General features: G+C 65.8%; 15 protein-coding genes. 1 reads left to right on the top strand and 14 read right to left on the bottom strand.

Going from position 1 to position 17,959, the window contains the following annotated elements; all coding sequences use genetic code 11:
* Positions 1-7 precede the first annotated feature (7 nt).
* The 9 genes from rbfA to F8O08_RS02455 form a co-directional block, all read right to left on the bottom strand.
* Positions 8-463: a 30S ribosome-binding factor RbfA gene (gene rbfA / locus F8O08_RS02495; RefSeq protein ID WP_158030921.1), complete on the bottom strand. Its 456-nt coding sequence runs from the start codon at positions 461-463 to the stop codon at positions 8-10.
* A gap of 193 nt (positions 464-656) precedes the next feature.
* Entirely contained in the window at positions 657-3,455 is a 2,799-nt protein-coding gene (gene infB / locus F8O08_RS02490; RefSeq protein ID WP_158042458.1) for a translation initiation factor IF-2, read from the bottom strand.
* A gap of 233 nt (positions 3,456-3,688) precedes the next feature.
* Positions 3,689-4,651 carry a transcription termination factor NusA gene (gene nusA, locus F8O08_RS02485; RefSeq protein ID WP_158030919.1) on the bottom strand — a complete coding sequence of 321 codons (963 nt, stop codon included), beginning with the start codon at positions 4,649-4,651 and terminating at the stop codon, positions 3,689-3,691.
* Between the two features lie 89 nt (positions 4,652-4,740).
* Positions 4,741-6,528, bottom strand: a complete 1,788-nt coding sequence (locus tag F8O08_RS02480) for a proline--tRNA ligase (RefSeq protein ID WP_192496634.1) — start codon at positions 6,526-6,528, stop codon at positions 4,741-4,743.
* An 81-nt stretch (positions 6,529-6,609) separates the two neighbouring features.
* Entirely contained in the window at positions 6,610-6,984 is a 375-nt protein-coding gene (locus F8O08_RS02475; RefSeq protein ID WP_158042457.1) for a hypothetical protein, read from the bottom strand.
* On the bottom strand, positions 6,981-8,111 hold the full coding sequence (gene ispG, locus F8O08_RS02470) for a flavodoxin-dependent (E)-4-hydroxy-3-methylbut-2-enyl-diphosphate synthase (protein ID WP_158031788.1): 1,131 nt from the start codon (positions 8,109-8,111) through the stop codon (positions 6,981-6,983). The genes F8O08_RS02475 and ispG overlap by 4 nt, the downstream gene beginning before the upstream one ends.
* Positions 8,112-8,234: 123 nt before the next feature.
* Positions 8,235-9,572, bottom strand: a complete 1,338-nt coding sequence (locus F8O08_RS02465; RefSeq protein WP_158042456.1) for a M50 family metallopeptidase — start codon at positions 9,570-9,572, stop codon at positions 8,235-8,237.
* 54 nt (positions 9,573-9,626) lie between these two features.
* Entirely contained in the window at positions 9,627-10,799 is a 1,173-nt protein-coding gene (dxr, locus tag F8O08_RS02460) for a 1-deoxy-D-xylulose-5-phosphate reductoisomerase (RefSeq protein WP_158042455.1), read from the bottom strand.
* A complete protein-coding gene (locus F8O08_RS02455; RefSeq protein WP_158042454.1) occupies positions 10,796-11,707 on the bottom strand; it encodes a PP2C family protein-serine/threonine phosphatase in 912 nt (303 codons plus the stop codon). The genes dxr and F8O08_RS02455 overlap by 4 nt, the downstream gene beginning before the upstream one ends.
* A gap of 247 nt (positions 11,708-11,954) precedes the next feature.
* Here F8O08_RS02455 and F8O08_RS02450 point away from each other — a divergent pair, with 247 nt between their 5' ends.
* The gene (locus tag F8O08_RS02450) at positions 11,955-12,347 is read left to right on the top strand and encodes an SIP domain-containing protein (RefSeq protein ID WP_158030914.1); all 393 of its coding nucleotides are present in this window, start codon (positions 11,955-11,957) and stop codon (positions 12,345-12,347) included.
* 90 nt (positions 12,348-12,437) lie between these two features.
* Here F8O08_RS02450 and F8O08_RS02445 read toward each other — a convergent pair whose 3' ends face one another.
* The 5 genes from F8O08_RS02445 to atpA all read right to left on the bottom strand — a co-directional run bounded on the left by F8O08_RS02445 (position 12,438) and on the right by atpA (position 17,955).
* Positions 12,438-13,334, bottom strand: coding sequence for a YaaA family protein (locus F8O08_RS02445; RefSeq protein ID WP_158042453.1), 897 nt, complete (start codon positions 13,332-13,334; stop codon positions 12,438-12,440).
* 301 nt (positions 13,335-13,635) lie between these two features.
* The gene (locus F8O08_RS02440; protein ID WP_158030912.1) at positions 13,636-13,902 is read right to left on the bottom strand and encodes a F0F1 ATP synthase subunit epsilon; all 267 of its coding nucleotides are present in this window, start codon (positions 13,900-13,902) and stop codon (positions 13,636-13,638) included.
* Between the two features lie 3 nt (positions 13,903-13,905).
* A complete protein-coding gene (atpD, locus tag F8O08_RS02435) occupies positions 13,906-15,372 on the bottom strand; it encodes a F0F1 ATP synthase subunit beta (protein WP_158030911.1) in 1,467 nt (488 codons plus the stop codon).
* Between the two features lie 26 nt (positions 15,373-15,398).
* The gene (locus F8O08_RS02430; RefSeq protein ID WP_158038720.1) at positions 15,399-16,295 is read right to left on the bottom strand and encodes a F0F1 ATP synthase subunit gamma; all 897 of its coding nucleotides are present in this window, start codon (positions 16,293-16,295) and stop codon (positions 15,399-15,401) included.
* Between the two features lie 22 nt (positions 16,296-16,317).
* Positions 16,318-17,955, bottom strand: a complete 1,638-nt coding sequence (gene atpA / locus F8O08_RS02425) for a F0F1 ATP synthase subunit alpha (protein ID WP_158038721.1) — start codon at positions 17,953-17,955, stop codon at positions 16,318-16,320.
* Positions 17,956-17,959: the final 4 nt, after the last annotated feature.

Raw genomic sequence — 17,959 nt, 5'->3', positions numbered from 1 at the left:
GGCTTGTTCAGGCCTGACCTGCCGATTCGTCCTCAGACTCTTCGCCCGGCTTGCGGTAGGGATCGGCCTCGCCTGCGAAGCTCGACCCCTCTGAGGCCTTGCGTGCCGCATCGTCGCGCTCGTGCGCCGTCTGCAGCAGCGCCTCGATGTGTGCGGCGTTCTCGGGAATGGCGTCGAGGATGAACTCGATCGACGGGGTCAGTCGCAGCTTGATGTTGCGCCCGATCTCAGTGCGGATCATGCCGGTCGCGCTGCGCAGCGCGGCCTCGGTGTCAGCGCGCTCCTCGTCTGTGCCGAGCACCGTGTAGAAGATGCTCGCGTGCTGCAGATCGCCGGTCACCTTCACGTCGGTCACCGTCACGAAGCCGAGTCGAGGGTCTTTGACGCCGCGATCAAGCGTCTGAGCGACGACGACCTTGATGCGGTCGGCGACTCGTTCTGCGCGGCCAGCGGTCTGAGCCATGATGTTCTCCTCAGTTCGGTCTGTCGGGGCGATGGTGTCGGCCCCGTGTCGATGGTAGTTCACTCCCGGTCTCGCCGTGAACTGTGCGCAGAACGGTGGTCGCGGGGTGCGGCCGGTGACAGAGAAGCGCCCGCACCGCCGGGTTCCGGTGGTGCGGGCGCTTCGGTCAGAGCCTCAGCCGCTCAGGCTGGGTTCAGTCGCGCGGCTTCTCGCGCATCTCGTAGGTCTCGATCTCGTCGCCGACCTGGATGTCGTTGAAGCTGCCGAGCCCGATGCCGCACTCGACGCCCTTGATCACCTCGGTGACGTCGTCTTTGAAACGACGCAGCGATTCGATCGTGAGGTTGTCGCCGTGCACGACGCCGTCGCGCAGCACGCGCGCCTTCGAATTGCGCGTGACCTTGCCGGTCTGCACGAGCGTACCGGCGATGTTGCCGAACTTCGACGAACGGAAGACCTCGCGGATCTCGGCCGTACCGGTGTGCACCTCTTCGAACTCCGGCTTGAGCAGGCCCTTAAGTGCCCCCTCGATGTCGTCGATCGCATCGTAGATGACCGAGTAGAACCGGATGTCGACGCCCTCTTTGTGCGCGGCCTCACGAGCCTTGCCGTCAGGACGCACGTTGAAGCCGATGACGATCGCGTTGTCGACCGTGGCCAGGTTGACGTCGCTCTCGGTGATCGCGCCGACACCACGGTGGATGATGCGCAGCTGCACCGAGTCGTCGACCTCGATCTTGAGCAGCGACTCCTCCAACGCCTCGACGGCACCGGAGACATCGCCCTTGATGATGAGGTTGAGGGTCTCGACCTTGCCTTCTTCGAGAGCCTTGGTGAAGTCTTCCAGGCTGATGCGCTTGCGGCTCTTGGCGAGCAGGGCGTTGCGCTGGGCGGCTTCACGCTTCTCGGCGATCTGACGGGCCGTACGGTCGTCTTCGGTCACCAGGATGTTGTCGCCGGCGCGGGGCACCGAGGTGAGCCCCAGCACCTGCACCGGACGCGATGGCCCGGCATCCTGCATGTTCTCGCCGTTCTCATCGAACATGGCGCGCACACGACCGTAGGCGGTGCCCGCAACGATGGCGTCACCGACGTGCAGGGTGCCGTTCTGCACCAGCACGGTGGCGACCGCACCGCGACCCTTGTCGAGGTTCGCCTCGATCGCCACGCCGCGCGCCTCACGCTCGGGGTTCGCGACCAGATCAAGCCCGGCATCCGCCGTCAGCAGAATCGCGTCGAGCAGATCGTCGATGCCGATGTTGCTCTTGGCCGAGACGTCGACGAACATCGTGTCGCCGCCGTACTCTTCGGCGACCAGGCCGAACTCGGTCAGCTGCTGGCGGATCTTCGCCGGATTCGCATCGGGCTTGTCGATCTTGTTGACGGCGACCACGATCGGCACGTCAGCGGCCTGGGCGTGGTTCAGCGCCTCGACCGTCTGCGGCATCACGCCGTCGTCAGCGGCCACCACCAGCACGGCGATGTCTGTCACCTTGGCACCGCGGGCACGCATGGCGGTGAACGCCTCGTGACCAGGGGTGTCGATGAAGGTGATGGCACGTTCGTGACCCTCATGCTCGGTCTGGACCTGGTAGGCACCGATGTGCTGAGTGATGCCGCCGGCCTCACCGGCGAGCACCTTGGTGTGCCGGATCGCATCGAGCAGTCGCGTCTTACCGTGATCGACGTGCCCCATGACGGTCACCACCGGAGGACGCTCCACGAGATCTTCGGGATCGTCTGCGTCTTCGAGGTCGATGTCGAACTGCTCGAGCAGCTCTTTGTCTTCGTCTTCAGGGCTGACGATCTGGATCTTGAAGCCGAGCTCGGCCCCAAGCAGCTGGAACGTGTCTTCGTCGAGCGACTCGGTGGCCGTGGCCATCTCGCCCAAGTGGAAGAGCACGGTGACCAACGATGCCGGGTTCGCACCGATCTTGTCGGCGAAGTCGGTCAGAGAGGCACCGCGACGCAGACGAATGATCTGCTCGCCGTTGCCGCGTGGCACCTTGACGCCGCCGAGCGTCGGGGCCTCCATCTGCTCGAACTCTTGCCGTTTCGTCCGCTTCGACTTGCGAGACTTGCCCGAGCGGCCTCCGCCGCGTCCGAACGCACCAGCTGTGCCGCCACGACCGCGACCACCGGGGCCGGGACGACCGCCGCCACCGCCGCGATTCGCGAAGCCGGGACCGCCACCCTGACCAGGACGATGCGGCCCACCGCTGAAGCCGCCCTGACCGGGACGCGGCCGAGCGCCGCCGCCCTGGCCGACGCGGTGCGGACCGCTGCCGCTGCCGCTGCCAGCGCCGCGACGCGGACCGAAGCCCTGCCCCGGACGCGGAGCGTGCGGGCGAGGACCGCCGCCGGCACCGGGACGCGGGGCGTGCGGACGAGGACCCGGACGGGGACCGCCGCTGTGCTTGGGCGAGAACGGGTTGTTCGCCGGTCGTGGCGCGCGCGGGCGCGGAATCGAACCGGGCGAAGGCCGCGGGATCGGCGAATGCGGCTTCTGCCCGTCGGAGTCAGACGTGCCTGCCTCTGCGGCCTGCGGTGCCGGACGGGCCGGTGCTGGAGCGGCAGGCGTACGCTTCTCGGCAGCGGGCTTCGGCGCCGCCGGAGATGCCGGTGCCGACGGAGCCGGCTGAGCCGAGCGCCCGGGACGAGCGGCTCTGGGAGCCGGGCTGGGCGTCTTGTCCGGAGCAGATGCCGTATCGGCCTCGGCTGCTGACTTCGCAGCAGTCGTGCGGGCGCCGGGCTTCGGCGCCGAGCTCTTCGCCGCCGTGCTGCGAGCAGCAGGCTTCTTGGCCGCGGCGGGCTTCTTGTCGTCTGCGGATTTCTGCTGCGGGAAGGCAGCCTTCAGTTTGCGCACGACTGGTGGTTCCAGGCTCGAAGAGGGGCCCTTGACGAACTCTCCCATGTCGTTGAGCTTGGCCAGCAGCTCTTTGCTCGTGACGCCGAGTTGCTTCGCAATCTCGTGTACGCGTGGTTTTGCCACAATTCTCCTGTCTCAGGTCTGCACCCGAGAGCGGGAGCAGACAATTACCTCTGACGTCTCATTTCGAGCCGTTCATTATGCGTCCATAAGCCGAATCAGCCTGTTCTGTGTGGATTCCGACATGCACATCGGGCACATGTCCAGTACGTCATCCTAGCGTGTTCTGGCTCAGACGCACAGCACCGGCGTGCCGTCTCGTGAAGACGGACACGCCGGCGCCTCGCGAAACCGAATCAGTTGTCGGCTTGGATGTCGATCTTGGCTCCGGTGAGCTTGGCCGCGAGACGGGCGTTCTGCCCCTCTTTTCCGATGGCCAGGGAAAGCTGGCTCTCTGGCACGAAGGCCCGCACGGCCCGCTGATCGGCGTCGAGCACCTCGGTGCGCGTCACCTTGGCGGGCGAGAGCGCACTGGCCACGAAAGCACCCAGGTCGTCGTTGGAGTCGACGATGTCGATCTTCTCGCCGTTCAGCTCTGCGGTCACCGCGCGCACACGCTGCCCCAGCTCGCCGATGCAGGCGCCTTTGGCGTTGATGCCGGGCTCGGTCGCACGAACCGCGATCTTGGTGCGGTGACCCGCCTCACGTGCGAGCGAGGTGATCTCGACGGCACCGGCGTGGATCTCAGGCACCTCGAGCTCGAAGAGCCCGCGAACCAACCCCGGATGGGTGCGGCTGACGGTGATGGTCGGCCCTTTGGCCGTGCGTGCGACCTGCGCGATGAACACGCGCAGGCGATCACCGTGGCGGTAGTGCTCGCCGGGCACCTGTTCTTCGGGCGGAAGCACACCTTCGGCCGACCCCAGGTCGATCGGTATCAGACGAGGATTCTGTCCCTGCTGCACCACGCCGGCGGCGATGGTGCCCTCGCGATCTTTGTACTCGCCGAGCAGACTGTCGTCGGCCAGCGCGCGCAGGCGCTGGTTGATCTCCTGCCGAGCGGCGAGCGCGGCGACGCGTCCGAAGTCGTGCGGGGTGACATCGGTCTCACCGATGTCGTTGCCGTCTTCATCGGTCTGCCGTTCGAGAACGGCGACCTGCCCGGTCTTGCGATTGATCTCGACTCGGGCCGCAGACGTGTGGCCGGTGTGCTTCTGGTATGCCGTGAGAATCGCCTGCTCGAGAATCTCCAGCAGTTCGTTCAGGGGAATACCCTGTTCGCTCTCGAGAAGACGAAGTGCACTCAGATCGATATTCATACCGCCTCCTCTATTCAGCTGAGATGTTCAGTGTCGAACACTCTATCTTAGCGGGTCGTCAGACCTGCCGCTCCATGTGCGCCGGCAGCTCAGTCGCGACCGAGACGACGACGCAGCTCAGCCACGGCATCCTCGAGCGCGATCGGCTGCTTCGTGCCGGCGCGACGATCCCAGAGCTCGAGCTGACCATCGGCGAGACCTTTGCCCACCACGAGCACGTGCGGCATGCCCAGAAGCTCGGCGTCTTTGAACTTCGCTCCGGGCGAGACCTTGGGCCGATCGTCGAAGAGCACCTCGATGCCGACGCGCTCCAGCTCGTCGGCCAGATCGGAGCCGACGCGGTAGACATCGTCGCCCTTGCCGGTCGAGACAATGTGCACCTGGAACGGAGCGACCGCCTCTGGCCAGACCAGCCCTTTCTCGTCGCGATTCGCCTCGGCGAGAACGGCGAGCAGACGTGTGACCCCGATGCCGTACGACCCCATGGTCACAGTGACGAGCTTGCCGTTGCGATCGAGCACCTGCAGCCCGAGGGCCTCGGCGTACTTACGACCGAGCTGGAAGACATGCCCGATCTCGACGCCGCGCGCAGCCCGCAGCGGGCCTGACCCGTCGGGAGCAGGGTCGCCGTCGCGCACGTTCGCCACATCTGCGATGCCGTCGGCGACGAAGTCGCGACCGGCCACGACGTGCAGCGCATGGCGGCGCTCGGCATTCGCGCCGGTGACCCACTCGGTGCCGGCTGAGACGCGAGGATCGACCAGATAGCGGATGCCGTCGACCGAACGCTCCCCCAGCGCGTAGGTGCCGGTCTCATCGGCCTGCGGACCGATGTAGCCGCGCACCAGGCCCGGATGGTGCTCGAAGTCGGCTTCGACAGCGGGTTCGACCTCTGCCGGAGCGAAGGCGATCTCGGCACGTTTCAGATCGACGTCGCGGTCACCGGGCAGGCCGACGACCACGAGCTCGCGCTTGCCGTCAGGGTGTGTGAGAGCGAGCACGACGTTCTTCAGCGTGTCGCCCGCCTGCCACTGTCCGTCGTGTTCGTCTGCATAGCGGTCGTTCAGCAGTGCGACCAGCGACTCGATCGTCGGGGCGTCAGGGGTGTCGACCGTCTGTGCCTCAGGCACGTGGCTGGCGTCGACCGGGTCTGCCGGATGCACGCTGACGGCCTCGACGTTGGCGGCGTAGCCGGCGTCGGTGTAGACGAAGGTGTCTTCGCCGATCGGCGACGGCGAGAGGAACTCCTCGCTCTTCGAACCGCCCATGGGCCCCGCGTCGGCCTTGACTGCGACGTATTCGACGCCCAGTCGGGTGAAGATGCGCTCGTAGGCGTCGCGCATGATCTGGTAGCTCTCATCGAGCCCCGCGTCGTCGACGTCAAACGAGTAGGCGTCTTTCATGACGAACTCTCGGCCGCGCAGCAGACCGGCGCGAGGGCGCGCCTCATCGCGGTACTTGGTCTGAATCTGGAAGAGGCTGACCGGCAGGTCTTTGTAGGACGAGTAGAGATCTTTCACCAGCAGCGTGAAGACCTCTTCGTGCGTGGGGGCCAGCAGATAGTCGGCCTCTTTGCGGTCTTTGAGCGTGAAGATGTTGTCGCCGTATTCGTCCCAGCGCCCGGTGACCTGGTAGGGCTCACGCGGCAGCAGCCCGGGAAAGTGCACCTCCTGCGAGCCGGCGGCCTCCATCTCGGCGCGCACCACGGCCTCGACCTTGCGCAGCGCGCGCAGCCCCAGCGGCAGCCATGCGAAGATGCCCGGCGCCTCGCGTCGGATGTAGCCGGCGCGCACGAGCAGTTTGTGGCCCGCCACCTCGGCATCGTTGGGGTCTTCGCGCAGGGTGCGCAGGAACAGGTTCGACAGGCGTGTGGGCACTGGGCTGGGTCTTTCTCTGAACGGTCTGGGCTGTTCGCTGTGAGCAGCCAGCTCTCATCGTACAGCGTCGACCCAGCCGTCTCACATGAAGCGGTCGGGCAGGTTCTCCGGGTCTTTCTCAGGAGGCGGCCCTTTGAAACGAATCGCTGCGCCGAGCAGGATCACGATGCAGAGACCGTCGAGAATCCACCACAGCCACATCTGCATCTGCCAGAGCGGCAGGAAGACCAGCGCCACGAAGCTCAGGGCGACGCCCCATGCCCGATGCTGTGTGCGATACATCAGCGAGGCCATGATGATCGACATGACCACCACGGCCATGCCGAAGATGCGGTGCAGCAGCACCGCCTGACCGTCGAGCTGCACGAAGACGAGCACGATGCCGATGGCCGCCGACACGATGCCCATCGGCCGAAAGCCCCGCATGCCGTCGGGAACATGACTCTGATCGCTCATGCCGTCACCACCTCTACTCCGGAACCTTCACTGGGGGTCATGCCCTCGGCGAGACGGTTCGCCTCGGCGATGAGCGTCTCGACGATGTCCGCCTCGGGCACCGTCTTGACGACCTCGCCCTTAACGAAGATCTGCCCCTTGCCGTTGCCGCTGGCCACTCCGAGATCGGCGTCGCGAGCTTCGCCCGGGCCGTTGACCACACAGCCCATGACGGCCACGCGCAGCGGCACCTTCATGCCTTCGAGGCCCTCGGTGACGCGTTCGGCCAGCGTGTAGACGTCGACCTGTGCGCGGCCGCACGACGGGCACGAGACGATCTCGAGCTTGCGCTCTCTGAGGTTCAGCGACTCCAGAATCTTCAGGCCCACGCGCACCTCTTCGATCGGCGGTGCCGAGAGCGACACACGGATCGTGTCGCCGATGCCCTGTGCCAGCAGCACGCCGAACGCGACCGACGACTTGATCGTGCCCTGGAACGCCGGCCCTGCCTCGGTCACACCGAGGTGGAGCGGCCAGTCGCCCTGTTCGGAGAGCATGCGATAGGTCTCGATCATCACGACGGGGTCGTGATGCTTGACCGAGATCGCGAAGTCGTGAAACCCCACTTCTTCGAAGAGCGACGCCTCCCACACGGCAGACTCGACCATGGCCTCCGGAGTGGCCTTGCCGTACTTCTGCATCAGTCGTTTGTCGAGTGAGCCGGCGTTGACGCCGATGCGCAGCGCGACCCCGGCATCCGACGCCGCCTTGGCGATGTCGGCGATCTTGTCGTCGAATTTGCGGATGTTGCCGGGATTCACGCGCACCGCAGCACAGCCCGCCTCGATCGCCTGAAAGACGTAGCGAGGCTGAAAGTGAATGTCGGCGACCACGGGGATGTTCGACTGCTGCGCGATGATCGGCAGCGCGTCGGCGTCGTCCTGGCTGGGCACGGCGACACGCACGATGTCGCAGCCCGCCGCGGTGAGCTCGGCGATCTGCTGAAGTGTGCCTCCGATGTCGGTGGTCTTGGTGGTGCACATCGACTGCACGCTGATCGGAGCGTCACCGCCGACGGCGACCTTTCCGACCTGGATCTGACGGGTCTTGCGTCGGGGCGCCAGCACGCGGGCCGGCCCCTTGGGCATCCCGAGATCGACAGCGGTCACGATGGCCTCCTTCATTCGGCGCGCGATGCGCCGATGCTCTGCAAGTCTAGAACGCCCGACCGATTCGATCTGCTGAGATCAGGCTGATGGGTGTCAGCCTCGTCAGCCGAGCACCTGGATCGGTTTCACGAGGTCGGCGTAGATCAGCAGCACACCCATCAGGGTGAGCGCGCCGAAGACGACCAGGGTGAGCGGCATCAGGCGGGCAGTGTCGAACGGCCCTGGGTCTCGACGCCCGAAGAGTCGCGCGAGGCGGCGACGCAGCCCTTCGTAGAGCGCCCCGACGATGTGCCCGCCGTCGAGCGGCATCAGCGGAATCATGTTGAACGCGAAGAGCGCCACGTTGAGCGATGCGGCCAGACCGACCAGGCTGGCCACCTTGTCGGTCAGGCCGATCTGGTCGCTCGAGGTGAGCTCACCGGCGACCCGGCCGACGCCGACGATGCTCATCGGCCCGTCGGGGTCGCGGGCTTCGCTGCCGAAGGCGGCCTGGGCGGCTCCGACCAGCTTCTGCGGCATCGAGATGATGCCCTCCCACGCCAGCTGCAGGTTGTCCCGCATCGCTGGAACGGCTGCGGTCACCGGCTGACGCACGCGTTCTGACGTGGGTGTGATGCCGATGAAGCCGACCGTCTCGGTCTTCTTCTGCCCATCTGCGTCGCGTTCGACTCGACCGAACTTGTCGTAGACGAATCGCTCAACCGGCTGCGGGGTCAGGCTCACCGTCTGCACCTGCCCGTCTCGAAGCAGGGTCACGCTGACCGTCTGCCCGGCGAGCGGCTGCACGATCGACTGCACGTCGCTCCACCGTTCGACGTCGTCGCCGTTGATGACGAGCAGCTGGTCTCCCGGCTTCAGGCCGGCTTCGGCACCGGGTGCCGCCGGGTCGTCGGGTCGGCAGTCACTGCGCTGCTCGGTCGTCGGCAGCACGCACTGGCTGACGCTCGACAGCGACGTCGTCGACTGCACCGTGCCGAAGGCGCTGACCAGCACGGCGTAACAGACCAGAGCGATGATCAGGTTCATCAGCGGCCCGCCGAACATGATCAGCAGTCGCTTCCAGACCGCCTGTCGGTAGAACGCCCGATGCTCTTCGCCGGGCGGGATGGTCTCTGCGCTGGCACGCCGTGCTCCGCGCACCATCTCGGCCAGTCGCCCCCGGGAGACCCGCACCGGCTCGCCGTCCGGCCGCGCGTCTGGGGCCGGCGGGTACATGCCGATCATCGAGATGTAGCCGCCGAGGGGAATCGCTTTGAAGCCGTACTCGGTCTCGCCGCGCCGCCACGAGAAGAGCGTCGGCCCGAAGCCGATCATGTACTGGTTGACGCGAATGCCGAAACGCTTGGCCCAGAAGAGGTGCCCCAGCTCATGCAGGGCGATCGACGCTGCCACGACGAAGGCGATCGCGACGATGCCGATGATGTACCAGAGAACCTGCATGATGACCGAGCCTAGACCTGATTGCTGTGAGCGAGCTGACGATTCGAGACGTGCTCAGACCTCGCCGAAGGTGGGTGCACCGACGCCGGCGACGACGGCGTGCGCCGCCCGTCGCGCCCACCGATCCGCGGCGAGCACAGCCTCGACCGTGAGCTCGGCATCCGGCTGACGCCACTGTTCGAGCACCCGGGAAATGCCGTCGACGATCGTGGTGAAGCCGATGCGACCGGCGAGGAACTCGGCCACCATGACCTCGTTGGCGGCGTTGAAGACCGCCGGCCAGCTGCCGGCGCGCTCCCCCACCTGCTTTGCGACGCGTACCGCCGGAAACGCGTCGTGATCGATCGGCTCGAACGACCACTGCTGCGCCTGAGACCAGTCGACGGCGGGCACCGCGTCGGCAAGCCGGTGCGGCCAGTCGAGCGCCATGCTGATCGGCAGTCGCATGTCTGGCGGCGAGAGCTGTGCGACCGTCGCACCGTCGACGAACTGCACCATCGAGTGCACGATCGACTGCGGGTGCACCACGGCGTCGATGCGTTCGTACGCCGTGTCGAAGAGGTAGTGGGCCTCGATGATCTCGAGGCCTTTGTTGACCATCGTCGCCGAGTTGACGGTCACCAGCGATCCCATGTTCCAGGTGGGGTGGCGCAGTGCCTGCTGCGGCGTCACGTCTTCGAGTTCGGCTCTGCTGCGACCCCGGAACGGGCCGCCGGATGCGGTGAGCACGAGTCGCGAGACCTCGTGGCGGCTGCCGGCGCGCAGGCACTGGGCGATCGCGGAGTGCTCGGAGTCGACGGGCACGATCTGTCCAGGTGCGGCCGCCGCCGCGACCAGGTCGCCGCCGATGACCAGGCTCTCCTTGTTGGCCAACGCCAGGGTCGCGCCGCAGTGCAGCACGGCCAGTGTCGCCGCCAGACCCGCTGCGCCGTCGATGGCGTTCAGCACCACGTCGGCCGTCACCTCGCGCACCAGACGCACGGCGGCATCCGCACCATGTCGAATCGTGACCGACGGGTCGACGCGACCGGCTTCACACTCGTCGACGCTCGGTTCGGCGACGGCGAGATCACGACAGCCGTGACGCCGGGCCAGGTCGCGAAGAGCTGTGGTGTCATGGCCTGCGGCAAGGCCGACGACCTCGAACCGATCAGTCGCAGCGATCAGCTCCGACGCCTGTCGGCCGATCGACCCGGTCGCGCCCAGAATGATGACTCTGCGGCTCATTCGGCGCCGTCGCCTCGCCTCTCGACGCTCTCGACCGGTGCGACCTTCTCCGTCGCCTGTGGCGTCTCAGGCTGTGCCTGAGGCTCGGCACCCGATGTCGGTTCCGTCGCCGGGTCTTCTGCAGTAGCGGCCGACGGCGCGGTGACGGTGGAGTCGACGACGATCACCGAGACGTTGTCACGCCCGCCGTTCTCGAGGGCCTGCTCGACGAGGCGCTCTGCGGCGGCGAACGCTTCGTCGTTGTCGCGCAGAATCTCTTCGATGCGTTCGTTCGAGACCTCTTTTGTGAGCCCGTCGGAGCACACCAGCAGCCGCACCTGAGGCACGAGGTTGAGATGCCAGAAGTCGGGCCGCGGATCCATGCCGAAGCCGATGGCGCGCGTGATCGAGTTGCGCGCCGGGTGGCGTTCGGCGTCTTTCTCGCTGATCTGCCCGCTGTCGACCAGCCCCTGCACGACCGAATGGTCATGCGTGACCTGACGCAGCTGCCCTTCGTAGAAGCCGTAGGTGCGCGAGTCGCCGATGTTGAAGACGAGCCAGCCGGGCTCGTCTTTGACGACGTCGAACGCCACGCCGGTGACCGTGGAGCCGGACTGCCCGCCCGATGCGGCCGAGATCTGCTCGACGTCTTCGCTGGCGCGTCGCAGCGCCGCATAGATGTCTTGTGGCTGAGGGTCGCGCTCGAGCTGCGAAAGCTCTTCGACGATGGCTGCCGATGCCCGGTCGCCGGCTTCGTGCCCGCCCATGCCGTCGGCGACGGCGAGCACCGCTTCGGTCGCGACCACACTGTCTTCGTTCCGCTGACGCAGCAGGCCCGTGTCGGTCAGCGCTCCCCAGCGGGCACGCAGCCGGCTGCCGTCTGACAGTCTCGTCTCGAAGCTGCCTTGTGCAGCGCCAATCAGGGTCATCGATTGCCTTTCCCAGTGGGATTAGAGATGTCTGAGGCGCGGCGGCCAGGCCTCCGGCGAAGACAGACACCTGTCTCAGTCTACGGGTGATCGCCCAGATCAGCCTGTCGACGGGCGCAGTCGCACGCGAACCGACGCTGATATTCAGCAGATGATCACCCCTGATCATGCATGGATCCCGCTCACCACGCCCTTTTCACAGCGAGTCTTCCCTTTTGAGGGTCGCCTAACCTAGACTGTGGTCGTTATGAGTATCGAGTATTCAGCGTCAGCGTGGCATCCTTCGCAGTCACGGCGCTTCATGATCGCCGGAGACGACAGCGACCTCGCTGTGATCCAGCTCATGCTGTCAGCTCTGCCCCAGCGCGCCCATGGCCAGGTCTTCATCGAATACTCGCCCGAACACTCCGAGCCCGTGGTTCTGCACGGGCCGACACGCGTGAGCGTGCACTGGATTCCCACTCGCGACGACGCGCATGGCGAAGCCCTTGCGCAGGCCATCGATCTGTGGCGCAGCGAGTTTCTGACCGCGCCCGACTTCGACGACCCGAGCGAGTTCAAGGTCTGGATCGGCTGCGCCAGCTGCCCGATCGTCGCCGAGCTGAATCGCCAGATCGAATCGCAGATCCAGCCGCTCTGAGCGCACGTTCGGGCTGGCCGCGCACGCAGTTTCGCGATCTTTCGGTGAAAGCCGCTCCACAGATCGTCCTCAGACGATGCTGGGCCCTTCTCACTCTTCCTTGGTCTCCAGCAGCCAGTCAGTGCCCTCACCGCCACAGATGAGTCGCGCCCCGATACGATCGGCCGCCGCGACCAGCAGTGACTGATCGCTCTCGGTTCCCGTCGCCTCCGCCGCACGCTCTTCGGCACACTCGGCCAGAGCCCGGGTGAACGCGCCCTTCGACTTCTTGTTGAAGTGATTCAGCGGCCGATGCCGCCCGTCTTCGTCGCGCACCACGACTTCGACGACGTGGGCGTTCGGGTGCTTCGGCAGAGGTGCGAGCGCCGCGTAGGCCTTGGAGCGCAGGTCGATCACAGTCGCTCCGTCTGCGAGCAGGCGGTGCAGCACGGCCGCGCACGGCTCGTGCCAGACGGCGCTCAAGTCGTAGACCGACTTTCGGGTGCCGGCGGAAAGCCGGTAGGCCGGTATCTCGTCACCGAGCGAGATCAGCCCGAAGAGCGCAGACTGCACCAAGACATGGTCACCGAGCCAGGAGCGCATCTGTGGGGTCAGCGTCTGCTCACCGATCGCGTCGTAGAGCACGCCGGTGTATCGCTGCAGGGCAGGTTTCGTGGCTGCCTCGGCAAGGTCGCGATCGTCTTCGAGTGAGCGGGCCTGGCGCGCAGTCAGGCGCAGCGCCTGCGCCGCCGCATCGGGATCTCGACAGAGCTGAGTCAGCCAGCCGATCGTCTGTCTGCGTGCAGCCGTGAGCTCCGGTGCGAACGAGAGTCGTGCCGTGTCGAGTGCGAGCCCGCTGCCTCCCGTGGACTTGGTCTCGCTCGGCGGCAGCAGCAGCATGATGTCGGGCTTCTGCTGCGGGGACGGGGTCGCTGATGCGGCCGCAGAACTGGGCGAGACACTCCGCTGCACGCCGGGCTTGGTGCTGCTGGGTTCGGTACGTTGCATGGCACTGCGGGGTTCGGTACGCTGCTTCGCACTGCTGGGTGAGATGTTCTGCTGGGTCTGCACGATCTGGTGCTCCTGTACGTTTCACGCTCTCGGCTCAGTGACGCGGATTGGACGATATGGCCGCCGTTTGCAGGGAATCGGGCGATTTCGTCCAGTCCGTGGCGGCCCGGTCCAATCCGTGGTGGTGGCTCCGAGCGATCCGCGGTGAGGCTGCGGGGACATGCAAGAAGGGCGCCCACCCAGAGGTGGACGCCCTTCAGACACATCAGAGCAGAGCACTCGGCTCCGGCCGGTGAGCTCAGGCAGCGAGCTCGGCCACGCGAGCGACGACTCGCACAGCGTGGCGCTCGACCGAGAGGAAGCCGTCAGCGGCGGTCGCCTCGACCGTCTTGCCGTCTTCCAAGGTCACTCGAACGGGGCCATCGCCCAGCACGGCCAGCAGAGGCTCGTGGCCAGCCAGAACGCCGATCTCGCCCTCGATGGTGCGGGCGGTGATCTGCGTGGCACGGCCAGACCAGATGAGCTGCTCTGCCGAGACGATCTCGACGTCGAATGACTGAGCCATGGTTTACTCTCCGAGTTCCTTCTTGATCTGATCCCACTTGCGGAACACATCGTCGAGCGGGCCGACGTTGTAGAAGGCCTGCACCGGGATGTTGTCCACCTCGCCGTCGGCGATGGCGCGGAAGCCCTCGATCGTGTCTTTGATCGGCACGGTCGAACCCTCGACGCCCGTGAACTTCACGGCGGTGTAGGTGTTCTGCGACAGGAACTGCTCGATGCGACGTGCGCGCTCGACTACGATCTTGTCTTCTTCAGAGAGCTCGTCGACACCGAGGATGGCGATGATCTCCTGGAGTTCCTTGTTCTTCTGCAGGATCTGCTTGACGCGGATGGCCACGTCGTAGTGCTCCTGACCGACATACTGCGCATCGAGGATGCGCGAGGTCGAAGCGAGCGGATCGACAGCGGGGTACAGACCACGGCTGGCCAGGTCACGGGTCAGGTTCGTCGTCGCATCGAGGTGCGCGAACGTCGTCGCCGGGGCCGGGTCGGTGTAGTCGTCTGCGGGAACGTAGATCGCCTGCAGCGACGTGATCGAGTGACCACGCGTCGAGGTGATGCGCTCCTGCAGCAGACCCATCTCGTCAGCCAGGTTGGGCTGGTAGCCCACGGCCGAGGGCATACGACCCAGCAGGGTCGAGACCTCAGAACCGGCCTGAGTGAAACGGAAGATGTTGTCGATGAACAGCAGGACGTCCTGGGCCTGCTCATCGCGGAAGTACTCCGCCATGGTCAGGGCAGAAAGCGCGACGCGAAGACGCACGCCCGGCGGCTCATCCATCTGGCCGAAGACCAGGGCGGTCTTGTCGAGCACCCCTGCGTCGTCCATCTCGTGGATCAGGTCGTTGCCCTCACGGGTACGCTCGCCGACACCGGCGAAGACCGAAACGCCGTCGTGGTCTTTGGCCACACGAGCGATCATCTCCTGGATCAGCACGGTCTTGCCGACACCGGCACCACCGAACAGACCGATCTTGCCGCCCTGCACGTAGGGAGTCAGCAGGTCGATGACCTTGATGCCCGTCTGGAACATCTGGGTCTTCGACTCGAGCTGGTCGAAACGCGGGGGCTCGCGGTGGATTGACCAACGCTTCTCGAAGGTGATGTCTTCGCCTTCGGCTGCGTTGAGCACGTCGCCGGTCACGTTGAACACGTGGCCCTTGGTCGCGTCGCCGACCGGCACCGTGATCGGTGAACCGGAGTCGAACACGACCTGGCCGCGCACGAGGCCGTCAGTCGGCTTCAGCGCGATGGCGCGCACGAGATCGTCGCCGAGGTGCTGAGCAACCTCGAAGGTGATCGTGTACGTCTCGGCGCCGACGGTGACCTCGGTGCTCAGAGCGTTGTTGATCGGGGGCAGCGCGTCGTGAGCGAACTCGATGTCGACCACCGGGCCGGTCACTCGCACGATGCGCCCGACGTTACCGGTGGCCTCGGCCGCCGGCGTCTGGGTGCTTGATGCAGTTGCCATGTCTCTCTTCTCTTCTGTGTCGTCGTCTAGTTGGCGAGGGCGTCGGCGCCACCGACGATCTCACTGATCTGCTGGGTGATCTCGGCCTGTCGAGCGTTGTTCATCAACGTCGAGTAGGTGCGGATGAGCTTGTCAGCGTTGTCAGAGGCCGACTTCATGGCCTTCTGGCGACTGGCGTGCTCGCTGGCTGCGGATTCGAGTCGCGCATGGTAGATGCGTGATCCGATGTAGCGCGGCAGCAGCAGGCTGAGCACCTCGTCGGGATCCGGCTCGAACTCGTAGAGCGGCTCTTCGCGCTTCTCGGCGGGATCCGCACCCGCGTCGACGAGCTCGAGCGGCAGCAGTCGCAGCACGTCTGGAGTCTGCGAGACCCGGTTGAGGAACTTCGTGTAGACCAGATGAATCTCGTCCACGCCGCCCTCTGCCCCACCCTTGAGGTAGGAGTCAACCACTGCGCTGCCGATCTCATGAGCGACCTCGGTGCTCGGCTTGTCAGTGTCACCCGTCCAGCTGCGCACGAACTCGCGATCACGGAACTGGAAGTAGCCGACCGCCTTGCGCCCGATCAGGTAGAAGTCGACCTCACGCCCGTTCTGCCGAAGCATGTTGGCGAGACGATCGGTCTCCTTCAGGATCGCTGAGGAGAAGGCACCGGCCAGACCGCGGTCAGAAGTGAACACGACGACCGCGCTGCGGCGGATCTGCTCCCGCTCGCGCAGCAGCGGATGATCGATGTCTCCCGACAGCGCCGCCACCGCACCGACCGCGCGAGTGATTGCCTCGTCGTACGGTCGGGCGGCGTCGGTGCGCTGCTGAGCCTTCTGAATGCGGGAGGCTGCGATGAGCTCCATGGCGCGGGTGATCTTCTTAGTCGTCTGAGCAGACTTGATCTTCTGCTTGTAGACGCGAAGCTGCGCTCCCATGTGTTACTCCCTCGTCTCTCGACTACTTGCTCTGCTTGACGAGCTTGGCCTGGCCGACCTTGCTCGCGTCAAGCGCGGCGTCGTCTTCTGCGCCCGGAGCCGAGAGCCCCTGCACATCTGACTCGACGAAGTTCTTCTTGAACTCCGTCACAGCCGACTCGAGCTTCGCCTTGGTCTCGTCTTCGAGCTTGCCCGAATCGCGCAGAACGTCGAGCACGTCGGTGTTGCGCTTCAGGTAGTCGAGGAACTCGCCCTCGAAGCGCAGCACGTTCTCGACCGAAACGTCGTCGAGCTTGCCGGTGGTGCCCAGCCAGATCGACACGACCTGGTCTTCGACCGGGTACGGCGAGTACTGCGGCTGCTTGAGAAGCTCGGTCAGGCGCGCGCCACGATTCAGCTGCTGCTTCGACGCGGCGTCGAGGTCTGACGCGAACATCGCGAAGGCCTCGAGGTCACGGTACGAGGCGAGCTCGAGCTTGAGCGTTCCTGAGACCTTCTTGATGTGCTTGCGCTGAGCGTCGCCGCCGACTCGAGACACCGAGATGCCGACGTCGATGGCAGGACGCTGGTTGGCGTTGAAGAGGTCGGACTGCAGGAAGATCTGGCCGTCGGTGATCGAGATCACGTTGGTCGGGATGTAGGCCGACACGTCGTTCGCCTTGGTCTCGATGATCGGCAGTGCGGTCACCGAGCCGCCGCCAAGTTCGTCAGAGAGCTTGGCCGCACGCTCCAGCAGGCGGGAGTGTAAGTAGAACACGTCGCCGGGGTATGCCTCGCGGCCCGGCGGACGACGCAGCAGCAGCGAAACGGCACGGTAGGCCTCAGCCTGCTTTGACAGATCGTCATAGACGATGACGGTGTGCTTGCCCTGGTACATCCAGTGCTGGCTGAGTGCGGAACCGGTGTATGCCGAGAGGTACTTGAAGCCGGCCGGGTCTGACGCGGGCGAAGCGACGATGGTGGTGTACTCCATCGCGCCGGCCTTCTCGAGCGCCGCCTTCACGCTCGCGATGGTCGAGCCCTTCTGACCGATGGCGACGTAGATCGCGCGCACCTGCTGCTTGGGATCGCCCGACTCCCAGTTCTTACGCTGGTTGATGATGGTGTCGATCGCGATCGCGGTCTTACCGGTCTGGCGGTCGCCGATGATCAGCTGACGCTGGCCTCGACCGATCGGGATCATGGCGTCGATCGCCTTGATGCCGGTCTGCAGCGGCTCGTCGACGCTCTTGCGGCTCATCACGTTCGGAGCCTGTAGCTCGAGTTCGCGGCGGGTCTCTGCCTTGATCTCGCCGAGACCGTCGATCGGGTTGCCGAGCGGGTCGATGACTCGCCCGAGGAACTCGTCGCCGACGGGCACGGAGAGCACCTCGCCGGTGCGCTCGACGCGCTGGCCTTCGGCGATGCCGACGAACTCACCGAGAACGACGACGCCGATCTCATGCTCGTCGAGGTTCTGGGCGAGGCCCAGCACACCGTTCTCGAAGCGCACCAGCTCGTTGGCCTGCACACTCGGCAGGCCCTCGACGTGGGCGATGCCGTCGGCGGCACTGAGTACGTAGCCCACCTCGGCCTTCGTCGAGGAGGCTGGCTGGTACCCCTCGGCGAATTCCTTGAGAGCACCCCGGATCTCTTCGGGGCTGATTGCTACTTCTGCCATCATC

It is taken from the genome of Pseudoclavibacter sp. CFCC 13611, assembly GCF_008831225.1.
GTDB lineage: Bacteria > Actinomycetota > Actinomycetes > Actinomycetales > Microbacteriaceae > Pseudoclavibacter_A.
This window is presented reverse-complemented; position numbering and strand designations above follow the sequence as displayed.